At 51.7% G+C, this 15,194-nt stretch carries 14 protein-coding genes; 3 read left to right on the forward strand and 11 right to left on the reverse strand.

The window, feature by feature from the left end:
• Positions 1-144: 144 nt before the first annotated feature.
• Positions 145-936 carry a copper amine oxidase N-terminal domain-containing protein gene (locus CBW46_RS16675; RefSeq protein WP_165842353.1) on the forward strand — a complete coding sequence of 264 codons (792 nt, stop codon included), beginning with the start codon at positions 145-147 and terminating at the stop codon, positions 934-936.
• A gap of 146 nt (positions 937-1,082) precedes the next feature.
• Here the strand turns inward: CBW46_RS16675 and CBW46_RS16680 are convergent, their stop codons facing one another.
• The 7 genes from CBW46_RS16680 to CBW46_RS16715 form a co-directional block, all read right to left on the reverse strand.
• The gene (locus tag CBW46_RS16680) at positions 1,083-1,766 is read right to left on the reverse strand and encodes a GNAT family N-acetyltransferase (RefSeq protein ID WP_089201129.1); all 684 of its coding nucleotides are present in this window, start codon (positions 1,764-1,766) and stop codon (positions 1,083-1,085) included.
• A gap of 145 nt (positions 1,767-1,911) precedes the next feature.
• Positions 1,912-2,394 (reverse strand): copper amine oxidase N-terminal domain-containing protein, encoded by a 483-nt coding sequence (locus CBW46_RS16685; RefSeq protein WP_089201130.1) that lies wholly within the window; start codon positions 2,392-2,394, stop codon positions 1,912-1,914.
• Positions 2,395-2,640: 246 nt separating this feature from the next.
• Complete coding sequence (locus CBW46_RS16690; protein ID WP_089201131.1) at positions 2,641-3,414, reverse strand: response regulator transcription factor; 774 nt, start codon at positions 3,412-3,414, stop codon at positions 2,641-2,643.
• Positions 3,415-3,432: 18 nt separating this feature from the next.
• Positions 3,433-5,283, reverse strand: coding sequence for a sensor histidine kinase (locus tag CBW46_RS16695; protein WP_243633361.1), 1,851 nt, complete (start codon positions 5,281-5,283; stop codon positions 3,433-3,435).
• A gap of 616 nt (positions 5,284-5,899) precedes the next feature.
• Positions 5,900-6,928, reverse strand: a complete 1,029-nt coding sequence (locus CBW46_RS16705) for a TRAP transporter substrate-binding protein (RefSeq protein WP_089201133.1) — start codon at positions 6,926-6,928, stop codon at positions 5,900-5,902.
• 99 nt (positions 6,929-7,027) lie between these two features.
• Positions 7,028-8,326: a TRAP transporter large permease gene (locus CBW46_RS16710; RefSeq protein WP_089201134.1), complete on the reverse strand. Its 1,299-nt coding sequence runs from the start codon at positions 8,324-8,326 to the stop codon at positions 7,028-7,030.
• A complete protein-coding gene (locus CBW46_RS16715; protein WP_243633362.1) occupies positions 8,327-8,863 on the reverse strand; it encodes a TRAP transporter small permease in 537 nt (178 codons plus the stop codon).
• A 260-nt stretch (positions 8,864-9,123) separates the two neighbouring features.
• On the opposite strand from CBW46_RS16715, the gene CBW46_RS16720 reads away from it, so the two are divergent.
• A complete protein-coding gene (locus tag CBW46_RS16720) occupies positions 9,124-10,089 on the forward strand; it encodes an SPL family radical SAM protein (RefSeq protein ID WP_089201135.1) in 966 nt (321 codons plus the stop codon).
• 255 nt (positions 10,090-10,344) lie between these two features.
• On the opposite strand, the gene CBW46_RS16725 is transcribed toward CBW46_RS16720, so the two are convergent.
• The 4 genes from CBW46_RS16725 to CBW46_RS16740 form a co-directional block, all read right to left on the reverse strand.
• The gene (locus tag CBW46_RS16725; RefSeq protein ID WP_089201136.1) at positions 10,345-10,995 is read right to left on the reverse strand and encodes an amino acid ABC transporter permease; all 651 of its coding nucleotides are present in this window, start codon (positions 10,993-10,995) and stop codon (positions 10,345-10,347) included.
• 27 nt (positions 10,996-11,022) lie between these two features.
• Positions 11,023-11,682, reverse strand: a complete 660-nt coding sequence (locus CBW46_RS16730; protein WP_089201137.1) for an amino acid ABC transporter permease — start codon at positions 11,680-11,682, stop codon at positions 11,023-11,025.
• A gap of 75 nt (positions 11,683-11,757) precedes the next feature.
• A complete protein-coding gene (locus tag CBW46_RS16735; protein ID WP_089201138.1) occupies positions 11,758-12,621 on the reverse strand; it encodes an ABC transporter substrate-binding protein in 864 nt (287 codons plus the stop codon).
• Positions 12,622-12,657: 36 nt separating this feature from the next.
• Positions 12,658-13,386: an amino acid ABC transporter ATP-binding protein gene (locus CBW46_RS16740; protein WP_089201139.1), complete on the reverse strand. Its 729-nt coding sequence runs from the start codon at positions 13,384-13,386 to the stop codon at positions 12,658-12,660.
• A 162-nt stretch (positions 13,387-13,548) separates the two neighbouring features.
• On the opposite strand from CBW46_RS16740, the gene CBW46_RS16745 reads away from it, so the two are divergent.
• A complete protein-coding gene (locus CBW46_RS16745) occupies positions 13,549-14,856 on the forward strand; it encodes an erythromycin esterase family protein (RefSeq protein ID WP_243633363.1) in 1,308 nt (435 codons plus the stop codon).
• Positions 14,857-15,194 lie beyond the last annotated feature (338 nt).

Consider the following 15,194-nt stretch of genomic DNA (forward strand, 5'->3'; position numbering starts at 1 on the left):
GCCAGCCACGTCCATCTCCGGCGCTAACGTTAGGATTATTTGGGATGTGCCGGCTTGAAGGAATTCACATTGTGCGTGTGGAATCTCTTTCTTAGTCACATTTTGATGTATACTGTTGTCAAACTAATCAGGAGGAGAAACAACATGCTTAGCGTAAGAAACATTCGGTACACCTGTTTAGCGTTGCTATTGACTGCGTTGCTCACGTTGCTTCCCGTGCCCGCCGGCGCCGAGGCAGCACCACCGGTTCAAATATATATGCAGCAGGAGCTGCAGCAATGGGAACAAGCCCCATTTATTTCACAAGGTAACACCATGGTTCCGATGCGCGCTCTGTTCGAAAAATTAGGATTTGCCGTAACGTGGGACGCGGCCACGGAAACAGCGACAGCCGTTCGAGGCGATCTAACTATCGCTTTATCTATTAATAAAACAACAGCAACGGTGAATGGGATTGCTTACTATCTGGAAACGGCACCGATGATTGAGGGAGGCAGCACTTTTATGCCGCTGCGCTTTGTGAGCGAATCGGCCGGTGCGGATGTGACCTGGAATGACGAGGACCGCGCTGTTCATATCGATTTCAACCGTGATCCTCAACACAGAATCCGCAAGCTGATCGACAACGTTACTAACAGCAGCAGCTTCATCCAGCATGCGATGGTTATCACAGGCGGCGACGGTATTAAGAAAAACGACGTCGTGACACAGCAGCTCAGCATAGCGCCAGACGGAACTTCGGCGAAGGTCACGTTCCAGGCAGGTTTCACAGTGTCCAAGGCTGTGAAAACGGGCAGCGGGGTGACAATTGCCCCGGCGGAGTCAGTGGTGTATGAGTTCATATGCAGCGTTTATAAAGACGCTTATGGACAATGGCTGTTAAGGCAGCCCCCCTCGGCTATGGAGTATGTGTTAAAAGAAAACAAACCGTTCTGACGCAAACTGGCATGACGTATCCCGCAGGGCCAATAGAACGGCTAACACAGGCAGCGTGGAACATTAACAAACCTCGGCTGCCACACAAAAAACAAGGTAGCGATCCATGCATGGGCATGGCGCGTTACCTTGTTTTTGTGTGAGCATTACAGGGGCAGCAGTCGAACGGGTTCGCGCATACGCTTTAATTGTTCGATCATGTCGTACCACTGCTGAGGCTTGTTTGGGAGCACCGCATAGTAGCGCTCCAGGAAATTAGTAATACGGCCTGTCGGTACGGATTCAACAGCAAAAGCATCTTCCCGGTACGGCATAAAGCACAGGTCCAAAGCCTGCACTGCAGTCCCGTCATTATGCCAGGATGGGTGCACATAATCGATATCCAACTTACGGAATCCCAAATGCGACAGCACCTCGCGCCTGACAAAAGGATCCATTGGCTTCACACCGCCAAAGTTGTAGTCCTGTGTCAGGTAGGGATTGTAAATTTCCGCAAACATGCCATGAAGCACGCCGCTGCCGGCTTGTACGAGCCGCAGGATGTCTTCCATCCTGTTTCTAACCAGCAGCGGGCCGATCCCGAGCCCCTCCCGGCCGATGATGGTGAAGTCGGTCATAGCAACCTGCATATCATCATAGTACCGGTACTCCGTTGCCCCGACGACTTCCCCTTCGTGCACGGCAACAAAAACGCGTATGCCTGGATCGCTAAGAGGACCCGCCCACTGCTCGAATTCCAGCACTTCCTCCGGCGGAAACACCAATTTCATGAGATCATGCATCTGGCGGAAATACGGATCGTTAATCCCGGTGATTCGAATATAATCCATGGCTGTTCCCCCATTCCCAGTGTTAAGCCTAGTATACCAACTGGAGCAGCACATTCCAAACTTCACAAACACGCTAATCCTGCTCACGTAGACACCAAAGGCAGGCCCTATAGCCTGCCTGTTCTCATTGCTGCCGCTACCCGCGCTATGGTCTAAGCAAACGAATCGTCTTCCCTTCATCGGCCAGATCAGCGGTCCAACCCGTCAGCTCAGTGAACAACGAAACCGGTATCATGGCCCGTTCGCCGATCATTGTCACGTTGGAGCTCGCAATTTTCTCCTCACCGTTAATGAGAACCTTATCCGTACCGACCGTTAGGAGAACGCTCTTATTATCCCACTGCATCGTAGCAGCACGATCTTCCGCATTCCATGTCACCACCGCCCCCATAGCTTCAGCCGCGTACCGCAGAGGAATGTAAGTGAAGCCGTCTTTTTGGGTCGGCTGCGCATCCATGGCCGTCACTTTGCCGTTGACCGTCATGTCCGTGCCGTTCAGTGTAAAAATGATCTCCGAAGGCACGATACTACCCTCGACCGGTGTCAATTCCGCAGCTCCCACCGCGGCCGGCATGAGTAAAGCAAAGCCCAAAACAAGCGGAATACATTTAGTTTTCATCGACTTCATGCAAGCGCTCACCTCTCCTCGACCGATTGTCTTCGTCTGGGACACCTCCACTAGCGGCTATTTATCCCAATTAAGGATGGTTTACCCTATGCGGCGAATGCTTGAAACACCCGAATAGGCCGATTCTACACACCCCGATAATTAACATATTAAAGGGTGCCGCCATTGATGCTGAAATCAAGAAAAACCGCTTACAAAAATGTTGCAACCGGTTATGCACAGAACCATCTATATCCGCCGCGCCGCTCACCCGAGCGCCGGCGGCCCTGTTACACACTTTGCTGGATCCTTGCGAAACTCGGATGGAGTACAGCCGTTGCATTTTTTGAACGTATTGCTAAAGTATGCGACGTCCGAGTAACCTACACGGTCGGCGACCTCGTTGATCCGCAGCGAGGTACGGGACAGCAGCCGTTTCGCTTCCTCCATCCGCACCTCGACGATATAATCCACAAAGTTACGGTTCAGCTGCTGCTTGAACAATTGGCTGAGATAGCTGGGATTCAGATGTACCCGCGCGGCCGCTTGCGTCAACGTGATATCTCCCGCCATGTTGAGACGAATGTATTCCTTCACCTGCTGAATCGGCGATTTCTCCAACGCTTCGCGCGTCTGCTGTGCGGCGGACTGGGTCTCCGCCTGAGGTCGCTGCCGCTGATCTATCCAGTGCTCCAGACATCGCTTCATATCCGCTACCTCCACCGGCTTCAGCAAATAATCGAGGACGCCGAACCGGAGCGCCTGCTGCACATACCCGAAGTCGTCGTAACCGCTGACGACCACGATCGGCTGATCCCGGCGCTGCCGTCGGATCGCTTCCACAAACGGCAGCCCCTGCATCACCGGCATACGCACATCCGTCATAATCAGGTCCACGCTATGATCCTTGAGCCAGTCGAGGGCCTCCAAGCCGTGGGCGGCTTCTTTTACTACAGAAATCGGTAGTCCGGTTTTCTCCAGCACACGCTTCAACGACGTGCGTACCCAGCGTTCATCGTCCACCAGCAGCAGTGTATACATTAGGGCAGTCGCCTCCTTTTATTCTTCTGTAATAGGGACATCGGTGCCTGTCTGTTGCACGTAAGGTAGTCGAATGCGGACCGCGGTGCCCTTCTCCTGAATGCTGTTAAGCGAAACTCCATACTCCGTCCCGTATAAATAAGCGATACGTCTGTGTACATTGGCGATACCGATATGCTCGCCGCCTGAGAGCACGTCCTTTCGATCCAGGTCACGGTGGATGTCATGCAGCTGCTGCTCGGTCATGCCCACGCCAGTGTCGCGAATTGCCACAAAAAAGGAATTCTCCGTGTCCCTCAGCGCTGTGATCCGGATATGCATCAGCCCTACGCCCGGCTCAATGCCGTGAATCATGCTGTTCTCCACGATGGGCTGCAGTGAGAATTTGACGATGCTCTGGTCGAGCGCCCATTCTGGCACATCCAGCTCATACTCCAATTTATCTTCGAAGCGAAATTTCTGGATACGCAAGTATACTTCACAAAAGCGTAATTCCTCGCGCAGCGTCACGGTCGGAGAATCGTTCTTTAAGTTATACCTGAGCAGCTTCGCAAGGGATGCCGACATCTCCGCGATGTCGTCCATATCCTGATCGAGCGCCATCCCTCGCAACGTCTCCAACGAATTGTACAAAAAATGCGGATTGATCTGCGACTGCAGTACCTTGAGCTCCGTCCCTTTTTGCCTTAGTGAAGCCTCCGTCTCCTGTAAACGGGTAAAATATATTTCTTCCAGCAGTTCTTCCAATTTCCCGACCATCTTGTTAAAACCGTCAGTGAGTACGCCTAGCTCGTCCTTTGAGCTGATCTCCAGCCTGCCGGAAAAGTCACCGACCTCGACCTTTTTCATAAAATGGTGCAGCCTTCGAATGGGCCGAAGCAGACTTGCCGCAAACCCAATCCCCAGCAGATACACTAACGCAAGTGTGATGAGAAGCGTGCCCAATATCGTCTGGCCGATATAATTGGCACCTTGAGTCAGCTCTTTATACGGTATTGAAGTGACCAGCCTCCAGCCAAGATAGGGTGACAAACTATAAGTGAGAAATTTATGAGGCCAGTCCTCCGTGATCATTGAGCCGCTGTCTGCCGTCAGCATAGCACTCATATGATCGAAATTCGAAGGCTGTCCAACCTGCTGCAAATCAGGGTGATACACATAGTGATTCTGCGAGTCGACAATGTACAGAAAGCCTGTGCGTCCTATGGTTACCTTTTCGGTGATTTCTTGAATGCGTCTAAAATTTACATCCATAATCATCACCCCGATCGGCTGGAGCGTATACGGGCTGATCAGGCGCCGGACGATGGAGATCACCTGCTCGTTGCGGTCAGGCCATTCGATCACCCGGCTGATCAGTTTCGGTGAGCCGTCCATGGGAATGTCTGCATACCAGTACTCCTTCTGCAGACGGTCCACGGGCACCGGACTGTTGATGCTCGCCACGTCAACCACCTGCAAGTCGTCGAGGACCACGGTTATATTTGAGATGTCGGCACGTGAGTAAGTCGCGTTTTTCAGCACCTGCTCGATGTTCTCGCGTATTCCGCTCTGCTGTACTTCTTCCAGCGTTCTCATGCGCATGAAGCGCACCATATCCGGGTGGTTAATGATCCTCAATGTGTTGATTTCAATGTCACGCACGTAATACTCTACGTGGCTCTTGACCTGTTCAATAATTTGCCGGCTGTACTGCCCCGCCTCTTGCTCAAGCACTTCCGACGAACGCTCATAGGATATCAATCCGACAAGCGCCAGTGGAAATACGACAATAAAAGCGGAGTAAAAAAACATCTTGGAGGTGAGCGGCAGATTTCGAAGCAGTATGAAGCGTTGGAACCAGTCCGCCGCCCGTTGCCATGGTTGCACTGTGGTTCGCCTCCGGGAGTTGGCGTATGGACCGGGCGTGCGAGGATGGGGTCGGCCTCGGTCGGCTGTGCGCTTCAGCAAGTTTTTCCGATCGCTGGGTGCTGCTTGTTGCGTCTTTATTATTGCTGCAATGGAAGCAACAAGCTGCACAAAGGCGAACACTGTCGTTTCTCCAAAACTTGCTGAGCCCTTCGCCTGTCGGCCGACCACGAGAGCACATCCGGATCAATACGCCGGTTGTATGATGAGCTGCTGCGCACAAGCAGGTGGTACGCCGTATAATGGTGGGAGCACACACGCGGCTCGGCACGCCGGTGTGATTATACTGCGGGCTTTAGCTAGTAACCGAATCGCTGGGGTGCGCCGACATTGTGGGAGCACACACCCCGTGCAGTCCGGCGTTTGGTTTATGGAGCATAGCATTACCGCCGGGCGGGCCCGGGTGCAGCATCCTTAGCAGCGCGGAACCGGAGTGGTACGCCGATATGCTGCTGCCGCTCGGATGCATGAGCGCCGTTTGACTCCACGCTGATTCCTACTCACATACTACCACGAAACAAAATAGTGCGTCCCAGCCAATCAGGCCGGTGCACGCTATTTAGCTGCCAAGCGGACGTTACTTGCGGGCCGCGTCGATTTGATCCATTACATCTTTGTATTCAGGACGGTACTTGTCGAGTACTGGCTTCACTGCATCCTGCCAAGGTTTAACATCTTTCACTTCGGTGATGGTTACACCAGCGGCACGGACTTTAGCTTCTGCTTCTTTCTCGTATTTGTCCCATGCTTCACGCTGTGTTGGCACAGAGTCCAAAGCAGCTTGCTTAATAATTTTGCGATCCTCTTCGGACAGCTTGTTCCATGTGGATTGAGAGATGAGCAGCACTTCAGGCACCCGTTGGTGGCCGTCCAAGATCAAGTTTTTAGCCACTTCATAGTGGTTGGAAGACTGATAGCTTGGGAAGTTGTTTTCCGCTGCGTCGATAACGCCTGTTTGCAAGGAGCTGAACACTTCACCATATGCCATCGGCGTAGCATTCGCACCGAGAGCCGCCATTAAGTCGATGTTGATTTTATTTTGCTGAACGCGAACTTTTTGTCCTTTCATATCAGCCAAGCTCGTGATAGGTTTGCGCGAATAAAAGTGGCGGGCGCCGGAGCTGTAGTAAGCCAAGCCTCTCATCTTCGAGCTTTCCAAGCTGTCGAGCAGCTTGTTGCCGGGTTCGCTCTCAAGGAACTTCCACAAATGCTCGTCGCTGTCAAACACATATGGCAAGCTGAATACGCCAAAGTTTTTGTTGAATTCGCCCAAAGGTCCGCTGCTCACGCGGGTGAATTCGATAGCGCCGAGCTGAACCTGCTCCACCACCGCTTTTTCTTCGCCGAGCTGAGAAGCTGGAAACACTTCAATTTTGATACGTCCATTGGTGCGCTCGTTGACTAAATCTGCGAACTTCTTATCGCCGATAACTGTCGGATAGTCAGCTGGATGGGTATCGGCCAGACGGAACGTGTATTTTTTGCCTGAGTCCTGCGGAGCCTCACCTGCACCTTGACTCGTTTCTTTGCTGCCGCAGCCTGCCAGCAGACCGCCTGCCAAAGCCAGCACAGAAATGATGCTTACCGTTTTCGTTAGCATTTTCATTTTTTCTTGCCCCTTTTCTTATTTGTTAATGTAACACGGGGGCTAAGAGTCCTCTTAACCCCAACTGTATTTATTTTTTAAGATTTTTCAAAAGCGTAGTCAATCCTTCGCCATATTAGGCAGCCACATCACCAGATCCGGTATGTAGGTCAGTACCAGCAGCACCACACACATCACGTAGAAGAACGGCATCATTGCCTTGGTTCCTTCGGCGATCGAGATCTTGCCTATCGCGCAGCCCACAAAGAGCACCGTGCCCACCGGCGGGGTTAACAGCCCGATGCCCAAGTTGAGCATCATGATGATACCGAAGTGAACAGGATCCATGCCCAGGTGCGTTACGACCGGCAATAAAATTGGAGTCATGATCAAAATCAGCGGCGCCATGTCCATTGGAGCGCCTAGGATCAGCAATAACACGTTAATGATAAGCAGAATCACAATCGGGCTGTCCGAAATACTCAACATCAGATCCGTAACCATGGACGGAATTTTCAGGAATGCCAGCAGCCAGCTGAATGCGTCGGATGCCGCGATCAGGAACAGAACCATCGCCACGGTGCGGAACGTTTTTTTCAAAATGAGCCACATCCGGGAAATCGGAATATCACGGTAAACGACAAATGTTAAAATAAATGCGTACAGACATGCAAGTGCGCCGGATTCCGTAGCTGTAAACCAGCCTGTAAATATACCGCCCAGAATGATAGCCGCCGTTGCGAGCGACATGATACCATCCAGAATGATCTTAGGAATGTCCTTGCGTTGAACCGGTTCTCCCTTGGCATAGCCTCTCTTGATAGCAAACACATAGCTTGTTGCCATCAGGGACAAACATAGGATGATACCCGGCACGATACCTGCCAGAAACAAGCTGGCAATGGATACGCCGCCGCCGGCCGCCAAAGAATACAGCACCAGGTTGTGACTTGGCGGTACGACAACGCCCTGGATGGCGGAGGATACGGTAACGCCGACAGCGTAGTCGGTGTCATACCCTTTTTTCTTCATCATCGGAATCATCACTGAGCCGATCGATGATACGTCCGCCACGGCCGAACCGGAAATATTTCCGAAAAACATACATGCTACCGAGTTCACCATCGCCAATCCGCCGCGTACTCCGCCGACGATTAATTGGGCAAAATTGACGATACGCAATGCGAGCTTGCCTTCACTCATAATATGACCGGCGAGAATGAAGAACGGTATGGTCAGCAGCGAGTAAGAGCTCAGACCCTGGATCATACGCTGTCCGACCACTGCGGGCGGTATTTCCAAATAGAGCACTGTAAGCAGTGTAGATAATGCCAGCGTCAAAGAGATCGGGAAACGCAGCATCATTAACAGAACAAAACTGATCGTGAGTATTAATACGGCAATTGTTGTTTCTTCCATCTAGTGCTCACCCTCTTCCATGCCGTGATGCCTTCTGGTATCGATACCAATGAACTGCAAGAATGAATAAATGCATACCAACCCGCCTGTGACCGGCATAATGACGTAAACTAGACTGTTAGGCAGTTTAGTGGCCGCCAAAGTGCTTTCGTGCATGAGTACCGTAAATTCCGTGCCGTAAACCACCAGGTATAAACCGAATGCAAAGGTAGAAGCATAGATCACACGGTCCAGAACCCAGTTGACGTTAGCCGGAAATTTGCCTGTGAATGAATCGATGGCCAAGTGCAGCCTCTCCCGAAACCCGATAGCAATACCGAGAAATGAGAACCACACGAGCAGCAGAAGTGTGATTTCCTCAGACCAGAACAGTACGAAGTTAAATAATTTTCGGGTCATAACCTGAAGTGTGACTATTAAAATCATTGATAGAAGCGCCAGCAACGAAAAAGTTTCAACAAAACTGTCGATGGCTAAAGCGATTCGTTTTAACGCTTTCAAAACATCATCCCCTTCCTGCGCGAAATCCTGCTGCATGTAAGTGCTTTCCTTTTTGCTAATCCCTATTGTAATGAATGCAATAACATAAAGTAACACGGTTGGTTTTAGGAAAGTTTGTAATATTTTTAGGTGGGGCGGTTGGAAACGAATGCGCAGGGACTATTGTAGTATTAGTACGCCGTATGTATCTCGGTAAATGTTTACATAACTTGATCATATGTATGTGTTTTGATACGATAAACAGAACATACATTCGCTTCACAGATGAGGTGACATTCACAGATGAGGTGACATTGATGAAATCCGAAAGTAAGGCTAACAAAACACAATACGAGCCGATGAAGGCCAAAACGATATTGAATCCTGTGAAAGCGCCGTCTATGCCGTTCGACTACTCCATCAATCCTTACCGGGGCTGCCAGCATGGGTGCAGCTTTTGCTATGCGCGTTCTACGCATGAGTTTCTCGGTGTTGAGGCTGACGATACATTCCAAAATCGTATTTTTATGAAATCCGAAGCGCCGGAAATCCTTCGCGAACAGATAGAAAAACGGCTTCGCAGCAAAAAGCCCACGTCTTCATGGGGACAGATTACCATCGGCACCGCGACCGACCCCTATCAACAAATTGAAAGCAAGGCCAAATTGACCCGCGGCTGTCTTGAGGTGTTGGTCGAGTACCAGCTTCCTGTGTCCATCACCACGCGTTCCCCATTGATTCTGCGCGATATCGATTTATTGACCCAGCTCAACTCGATTTCCGTGAACGTAAGCATTAGTACGTTGAGCAACAACGTTTGGCGTCAATTCGAGCCGTCCACGCCGTCCCCGGCCCAACGGCTGTCCACCGTGGCGCAGCTTAATGCGGAAGGCATACGTGCAGGTGTGTTTGCGGCGCCGATCCTCCCCTACATTACAGACAGCAAGTCCGATCTGGACGAACTGGTGGCGGCCGCCGCGGAAGCTCATGCGCAGTTCCTGATGCCCTCGTATTTACGGCTGAGCACTTCAGCTGTGAAGGTGTGGTTCTTCCAAACACTGCAGCAGCATTATCCCGAGTTAACCGAAAAATATGCAAAATTATATGCGTCGTCAGGATACGCTCCTTCAAGCTACCGTGAACCAAACATGCGATATATAGAAGCACTACTGCGTCAACACAAAATCGGTATGCAGAAAATTGTCCCAAACCCTCAAAAAGATATGACCCCGGCTGCCATGCAGCAGCAACCTGAAGGACCAGTACAATTAACATTGTTCTAAACGGCGCTGTCACGGTTTGCAGCATTAGCTAAAGACCCGGTGACCTGCGTGGAGTAGTAGCGCATGCAAGGCATATTCGTTCTGTCTCGAAGCCTGCGAGGCACGACAGTTGGTTAGTATAAGCGCAGGTGCAAGAACAACCGCGGCGCAGCACACAAAAAAGCTACCTTTCTTCCCACAGAACTTTCCCAGTTTGTGAGAGGCGAGATAGCTTTTCGTTTTTTATTATTATCTTGATGCTTTTTGATCGGCATCTTATACCTGACGCGCTTCCAAACGGCGGGCCACGATGGACAAAGTATAATTGACAACGAAGTAAATGATGGCGGCAAGCAGAAGTATCGGGATGATGAAATTCACATTTTGCCCATTAATGATTTGCGCGTGATGCATCAGCTCCCCAAGTGAGATGACGACTGCCAGCGATGTATCTTTTAACAGCGATATGAATTGGCTCACCATCGGCGGCATCATACGGCGTAGAGCTTGCGGCAAGGTGATGTGCCACAATGTTTGCGTGTAGCCCAGACCGGAAGACCTTGCGGCCTCGATCTGGCCTTGATCAATCGATTTGACACCGCTGCGGACGATCTCCGATATCATGGCGGCCTCAAACACAGTGAGCGCGAGAATGGCGGCGTTCTGCACGCTAAGCTTGATTCCTACTTCCGGCAGGGCAAAAAAGGCGAAGAAGATAATGAGCAGAAGCGGAAGATTGCGTATAATCTCCACACACAGCGCAGTAAGCTGTGAAATTACGGGAAGCTTGGTGTAGCGGACGATGCCGAGCAGACATCCTATCAAAAAACTCAACACAATGGCGATCACCGCAACTTTAAGAGTGACACCGAGTCCTTCCAGTAAAAAACGTATGTGCTCCCACGTATACGCGCCAGCAAAATCCATAAACTCTCACCTCCAACGGCCGGCCTGCTACTGGGATTTCGCCATTCTCCGCTCCAAATAGGCCAACCCGATGCTCAGCGGAATCGTAATCACCAGATAAAACATCGCGACAAAAATATATACACTGAATGTGACAAAAGATTTGCTTGAAATCAGGTCGGCGTAATACATTAAGTCAAGCCCTGCTACAACGCTTAGAATCGAAGAATTTTTCACTAAATTTAGAAACTGGTTGCCGATAGGCGGGATAACGATTTTCAACGCCTGCGGGAGGATGATGTACCTCATGGTCTGGTTGTACGTCATGCCGGAAGCCCTGGCTGCTTCGGACTGCCCCTTGGGCACCGCTTGAATGCCGGCGCGCACGGATTCAGCGATAAATGCGGCTGTGTAGATCATGAGGCCCAGTGTCCCCGCCACAAAGCCGCTCAGTGGAAAACCTACCACCGACGGAGCTAGAAAAAACATAAACACAATCAGAATGAGCGGGATATTCCTGATAAATTCTACAAAACCGGCGCCGAGCCAGTTGAGGGGCTTGATCGGCGCTATGCGCATGACGGCGACCAAGGTGCCGATAATGAAACTGCCAATTAAAGCGATCACGCTAACCTGCAGCGTATTAAAAAAGCCTTCGAGATATGTATCCCAATACTTAAATAAAACGTCAAACTTCAACTTGTCCATGCCCGCCGAGCGCCTCCTTCCGCGATGGAATAGGATGAGCGTACGGGATATTCGCTCATCCCCGGTTCCCGGCTTTTACTTGCTCGGTTTTTCGCCCATCCAGTGCTCGTACAGCTTGTCGTACTCACCGCTCGACTTCATGGCTTTCAAGAACTCGTTAACGTGGTTAACGAACGCTTTGTCGCCTTTTTTGATGGCCATGCCGTAAGGTTCATCCGTAAACGTACCGCCAACGACCTCGAAGTTCGGATCTTGTTTCACCATACCGAAGAGTATTGCGTTGTCTGTCGTCAGGGCATCCCCTTGCCCGGCTTTTAACGCCGTGAACGCGTCTTGATAATTCTCGAATTCAAGCACAGTGGCTTCCGGCGCCTTAGCACGCACGTTGGTTGTGGAAGTGGAACCTTTGACGGCTAACACTTTGACCCCTTTTTTCAGATCTGCGACGGACTTGATATTGCTGCCTTTCTTCACGAGAAGCGATTGTCCTGCGTTAAAATAGACATCGGTAAATTCAACCTCCTGCTTACGTTCCTCAGTGATCGTCATGGTTGCTATAATCATATCGATGTCCCCGTTGTTCAGCATGGGAATTCGTGTTTTTGAGGTGACCTCTTTGAGTTCCAATTTTGTTTCATCACCAAGTATGTTCTTGGCCAGCGCCTTAGCCATGTCGATATCAAAACCTTCTACCTTGCCGGTCGCCGGGTCTTTCAAGCCGAACAGCTTCGTATCGAACTTCACGCCAACAACCAGCTTGCCACGCTGCTTGATCGCGTCCAGCGTACTCGCCGCGGCTGTTCCAGTGTCCGTTCCGCCGCCCGACGCAGCGGGTGCCGCAGGCGCCGGTTCAGTGCTGCCGGTGCCACAGCCGGCCATAGCGAGCGCCAGCATTACGAGAATTAACGTTAACGTACCCCAAGGTTTTTTCCTACGCATCCATGTAAACCCCTCTCTTGTGCACATATTTTATTTTTAATGCTGCAATAAACGGCTCAAGAACAGGCGTGCCCGCTCCTCACGCGGATTGTTGAAAAAGTCTGCCGGTGCCGCCTCCTCCACGATTTGCCCCTGGTCCATGAACACGACACGGTGTGCGACCTCGCGGGCAAAGCCCATCTCATGAGTGACCACGACCATCGTCATGCCCTCGCGCGCCAGGCTTTTCATTACATCCAGCACCTCACCGATCATCTCGGGGTCCAACGCTGAAGTTGGCTCATCGAACAGCATGATCTGCGGCTTCATCGCGAGCCCCCTTGCAATCGCCACACGCTGCTGCTGGCCGCCGGATAGCTGGGACGGAAGAGCGTTGGCCTTATCCGGAATGCCCACTTTTTCCAGGTACTGCATTGCGGTTGCTACAGCTTCCTGCTTGGACATACCCGCCACCTTGATCGGTGCCAGTGTAATGTTGTCGAGCACCGTCATGTGCGGATAAAGATTGAAATGTTGAAACACCATGCCGATGTGCCGGCGCAGTTTATTGACGTCTGTCTTTTTGCTGTGAAGCGCAACGCCGTTGACTGTCAGTTCGCCATCCGTGATGGTTTCCAACCGGTTGATACAGCGAAGCAGTGTACTTTTTCCCGACCCGGACGGGCCCACCACAACCACCACTTCACCTGCACCGATGGTGAGATTGATCTGTTTCAGGACATGAAACTGACCATAATGCTTGTTAACGTTGCGAAATTCGATCATTAGACGGTTTTCACCCCCAAACAGCGGAATCAAACTCTGAAGCGCACCTAGCTGTTACTTAAAACTTATTACCACAATCTTGAAAATACGACTCTAAAAACCAACAGCGTCATTGTAAATTTCTATGTCCCGCTCTTAATGAGTGGTATAAGGGGGCATACTATGTCCGCATTACAAATCCTTGGGGAGTTGAATAGTTGGATGAACGCAGGCTCTGTGATTGAATACATTGAACGCAAAAGTCTTCCGCTCAGGCAGCCCAACGATCTGCAAGCGATTGTCGACGCGGTCGGCGACGCTCAAATCGTCTTACTTGGCGAGGCGTCGCATGGGACGGCAGAGTTTTATACGCAGCGCGCCGAAATATCGAAAAAACTGATTGAGCAAAAAGGCTTCCGTTTTATCGGTGTGGAAGGTGACTGGCCTTCCTGCTACGAGATTAACCGATTTGTGAAAAGATACCCCGGGGCGGCGCAATCGCCAGAAGAGGCGTTGCAGGACTTCAACCGATGGCCCACCTGGATGTGGGCAAACCGCGAAATCATGCCGCTCATCCAATGGATACGGGATTACAACGATCGGGCTGATAACAAACGTAAAGTTGGCTTCTACGGGATTGATGTATACAGCTTGTGGGAATCACTGGATGCCATTATGCGGTACGCCAAAGAGACCGGATCTGAGGAAATCGAGCGAATGGCGAGAGCCGCTCTCGAATGTTTCGATCCGCACGGACGGGAAGGGCAAGCGTACGGCTTGGCGGCCGCACTTTATGGTGAAGGCTGTAAAGACGAGGTAGTTCAGCTCCTCACTGAGATGCAGCAGCGTCGGCAGCGCCAGCCGAACGACGATGAAGCTGCATTAAGCGCCGAAATCAATTCCCTAGTTTCGGTGAATGCGGAGCGCTACTATCGGAGCATGATTACTCATGATGGGGAATCGTGGAATGTCCGGGATAGGCACATGGTCGAGGCGCTGACGCGCGTGCAGGATTTCTATGGCCCGGATGCGAAAGCGATCGTGTGGGAGCATAACACTCATATCGGCGATGCACGCGCGACCGACATGGCGGCCGAGGGCATGGTCAATGTAGGGCAGCTGCTGCGGGAACAGCACGGGCGGGAAAATGTGTTCGCTGTCGGCTTCGGTACTCACAGGGGCACGGTGATCGCCGGACAAGAATGGGGCGCGCCTGCCGAACGGATGGTGGTGCCGCCGGGGCGGCCAAACAGCTGGGAGGACATGTTGCACGAAGCCGGCGGAGGCGAGAACCGCATCCTGCTTATCGACCGGCAAGCTCCCGAGCTGCAGCAGAGGATTCGCCACCGCGCGATCGGGGTTGTCTACCACCCGCGCTTTGAGGCAGGCAATTACGTGCCGTCGATCATGGGGGAACGTTACGACGCGTTCATCCATATTGACGAAAGCAGCGCACTCGAGCCGCTCGAGGTTGCCGCAGTCTATAGTTAAGCAGCCCTGTGCGGCTGCTGCAGCATCATACGTCACAGGCGGGAGAGGAGCTTGTTCGCATGGCAACGCGAGCTCCTCTTTTGCCTGTTGATGCCAGCCGCTTGCCTTCACGGTCACGCTAGCGTCTCTCTGCGCCTGTTGCAGCACCCTTGCCCCACACGATACGCCAGCTTCTCACGGCTTCGAGTTGATCATGCCGAGCGCCAAGGCCACGCCGACATGGATTATGCTCTCGGCAAATGGCTGTAACCGCGCGCATAAACCCTACCGTATTTTCACATGGTATTAAGGTCATACAATGCAAAGTGGAGGCGCAGGCAAACACATTACCTTAATTA

Source organism: Paenibacillus xerothermodurans, assembly GCF_002220865.2.
Taxonomy (GTDB): Bacteria; Bacillota; Bacilli; order Paenibacillales; family NBRC-103111; genus Paenibacillus_S; species Paenibacillus_S xerothermodurans.

Excerpts from the sequence above, each read along its gene's own strand:
- CBW46_RS16675 (WP_165842353.1), top strand. The coding sequence starts at position 145 with ATGCTTAGCGTAAGAAACATTCGGTACACCTGTTTAGCGTTGCTATTG.
- CBW46_RS16680 (WP_089201129.1), bottom strand. The coding sequence starts at position 1,766 with ATGGATTATATTCGAATCACCGGGATTAACGATCCGTATTTCCGCCAG.
- CBW46_RS16685 (WP_089201130.1), bottom strand. The coding sequence starts at position 2,394 with ATGAAGTCGATGAAAACTAAATGTATTCCGCTTGTTTTGGGCTTTGCT.
- CBW46_RS16690 (WP_089201131.1), bottom strand. The coding sequence starts at position 3,414 with ATGTATACACTGCTGCTGGTGGACGATGAACGCTGGGTACGCACGTCG.
- CBW46_RS16705 (WP_089201133.1), bottom strand. The coding sequence starts at position 6,928 with ATGAAAATGCTAACGAAAACGGTAAGCATCATTTCTGTGCTGGCTTTG.
- CBW46_RS16710 (WP_089201134.1), bottom strand. The coding sequence starts at position 8,326 with ATGGAAGAAACAACAATTGCCGTATTAATACTCACGATCAGTTTTGTT.
- CBW46_RS16715 (WP_243633362.1), bottom strand. The coding sequence starts at position 8,863 with ATGCAGCAGGATTTCGCGCAGGAAGGGGATGATGTTTTGAAAGCGTTA.
- CBW46_RS16720 (WP_089201135.1), top strand. The coding sequence starts at position 9,124 with ATGAAATCCGAAAGTAAGGCTAACAAAACACAATACGAGCCGATGAAG.
- CBW46_RS16725 (WP_089201136.1), bottom strand. The coding sequence starts at position 10,995 with ATGGATTTTGCTGGCGCGTATACGTGGGAGCACATACGTTTTTTACTG.
- CBW46_RS16730 (WP_089201137.1), bottom strand. The coding sequence starts at position 11,682 with ATGGACAAGTTGAAGTTTGACGTTTTATTTAAGTATTGGGATACATAT.
- CBW46_RS16735 (WP_089201138.1), bottom strand. The coding sequence starts at position 12,621 with ATGCGTAGGAAAAAACCTTGGGGTACGTTAACGTTAATTCTCGTAATG.
- CBW46_RS16740 (WP_089201139.1), bottom strand. The coding sequence starts at position 13,386 with ATGATCGAATTTCGCAACGTTAACAAGCATTATGGTCAGTTTCATGTC.
- CBW46_RS16745 (WP_243633363.1), top strand. The coding sequence starts at position 13,549 with ATGTCCGCATTACAAATCCTTGGGGAGTTGAATAGTTGGATGAACGCA.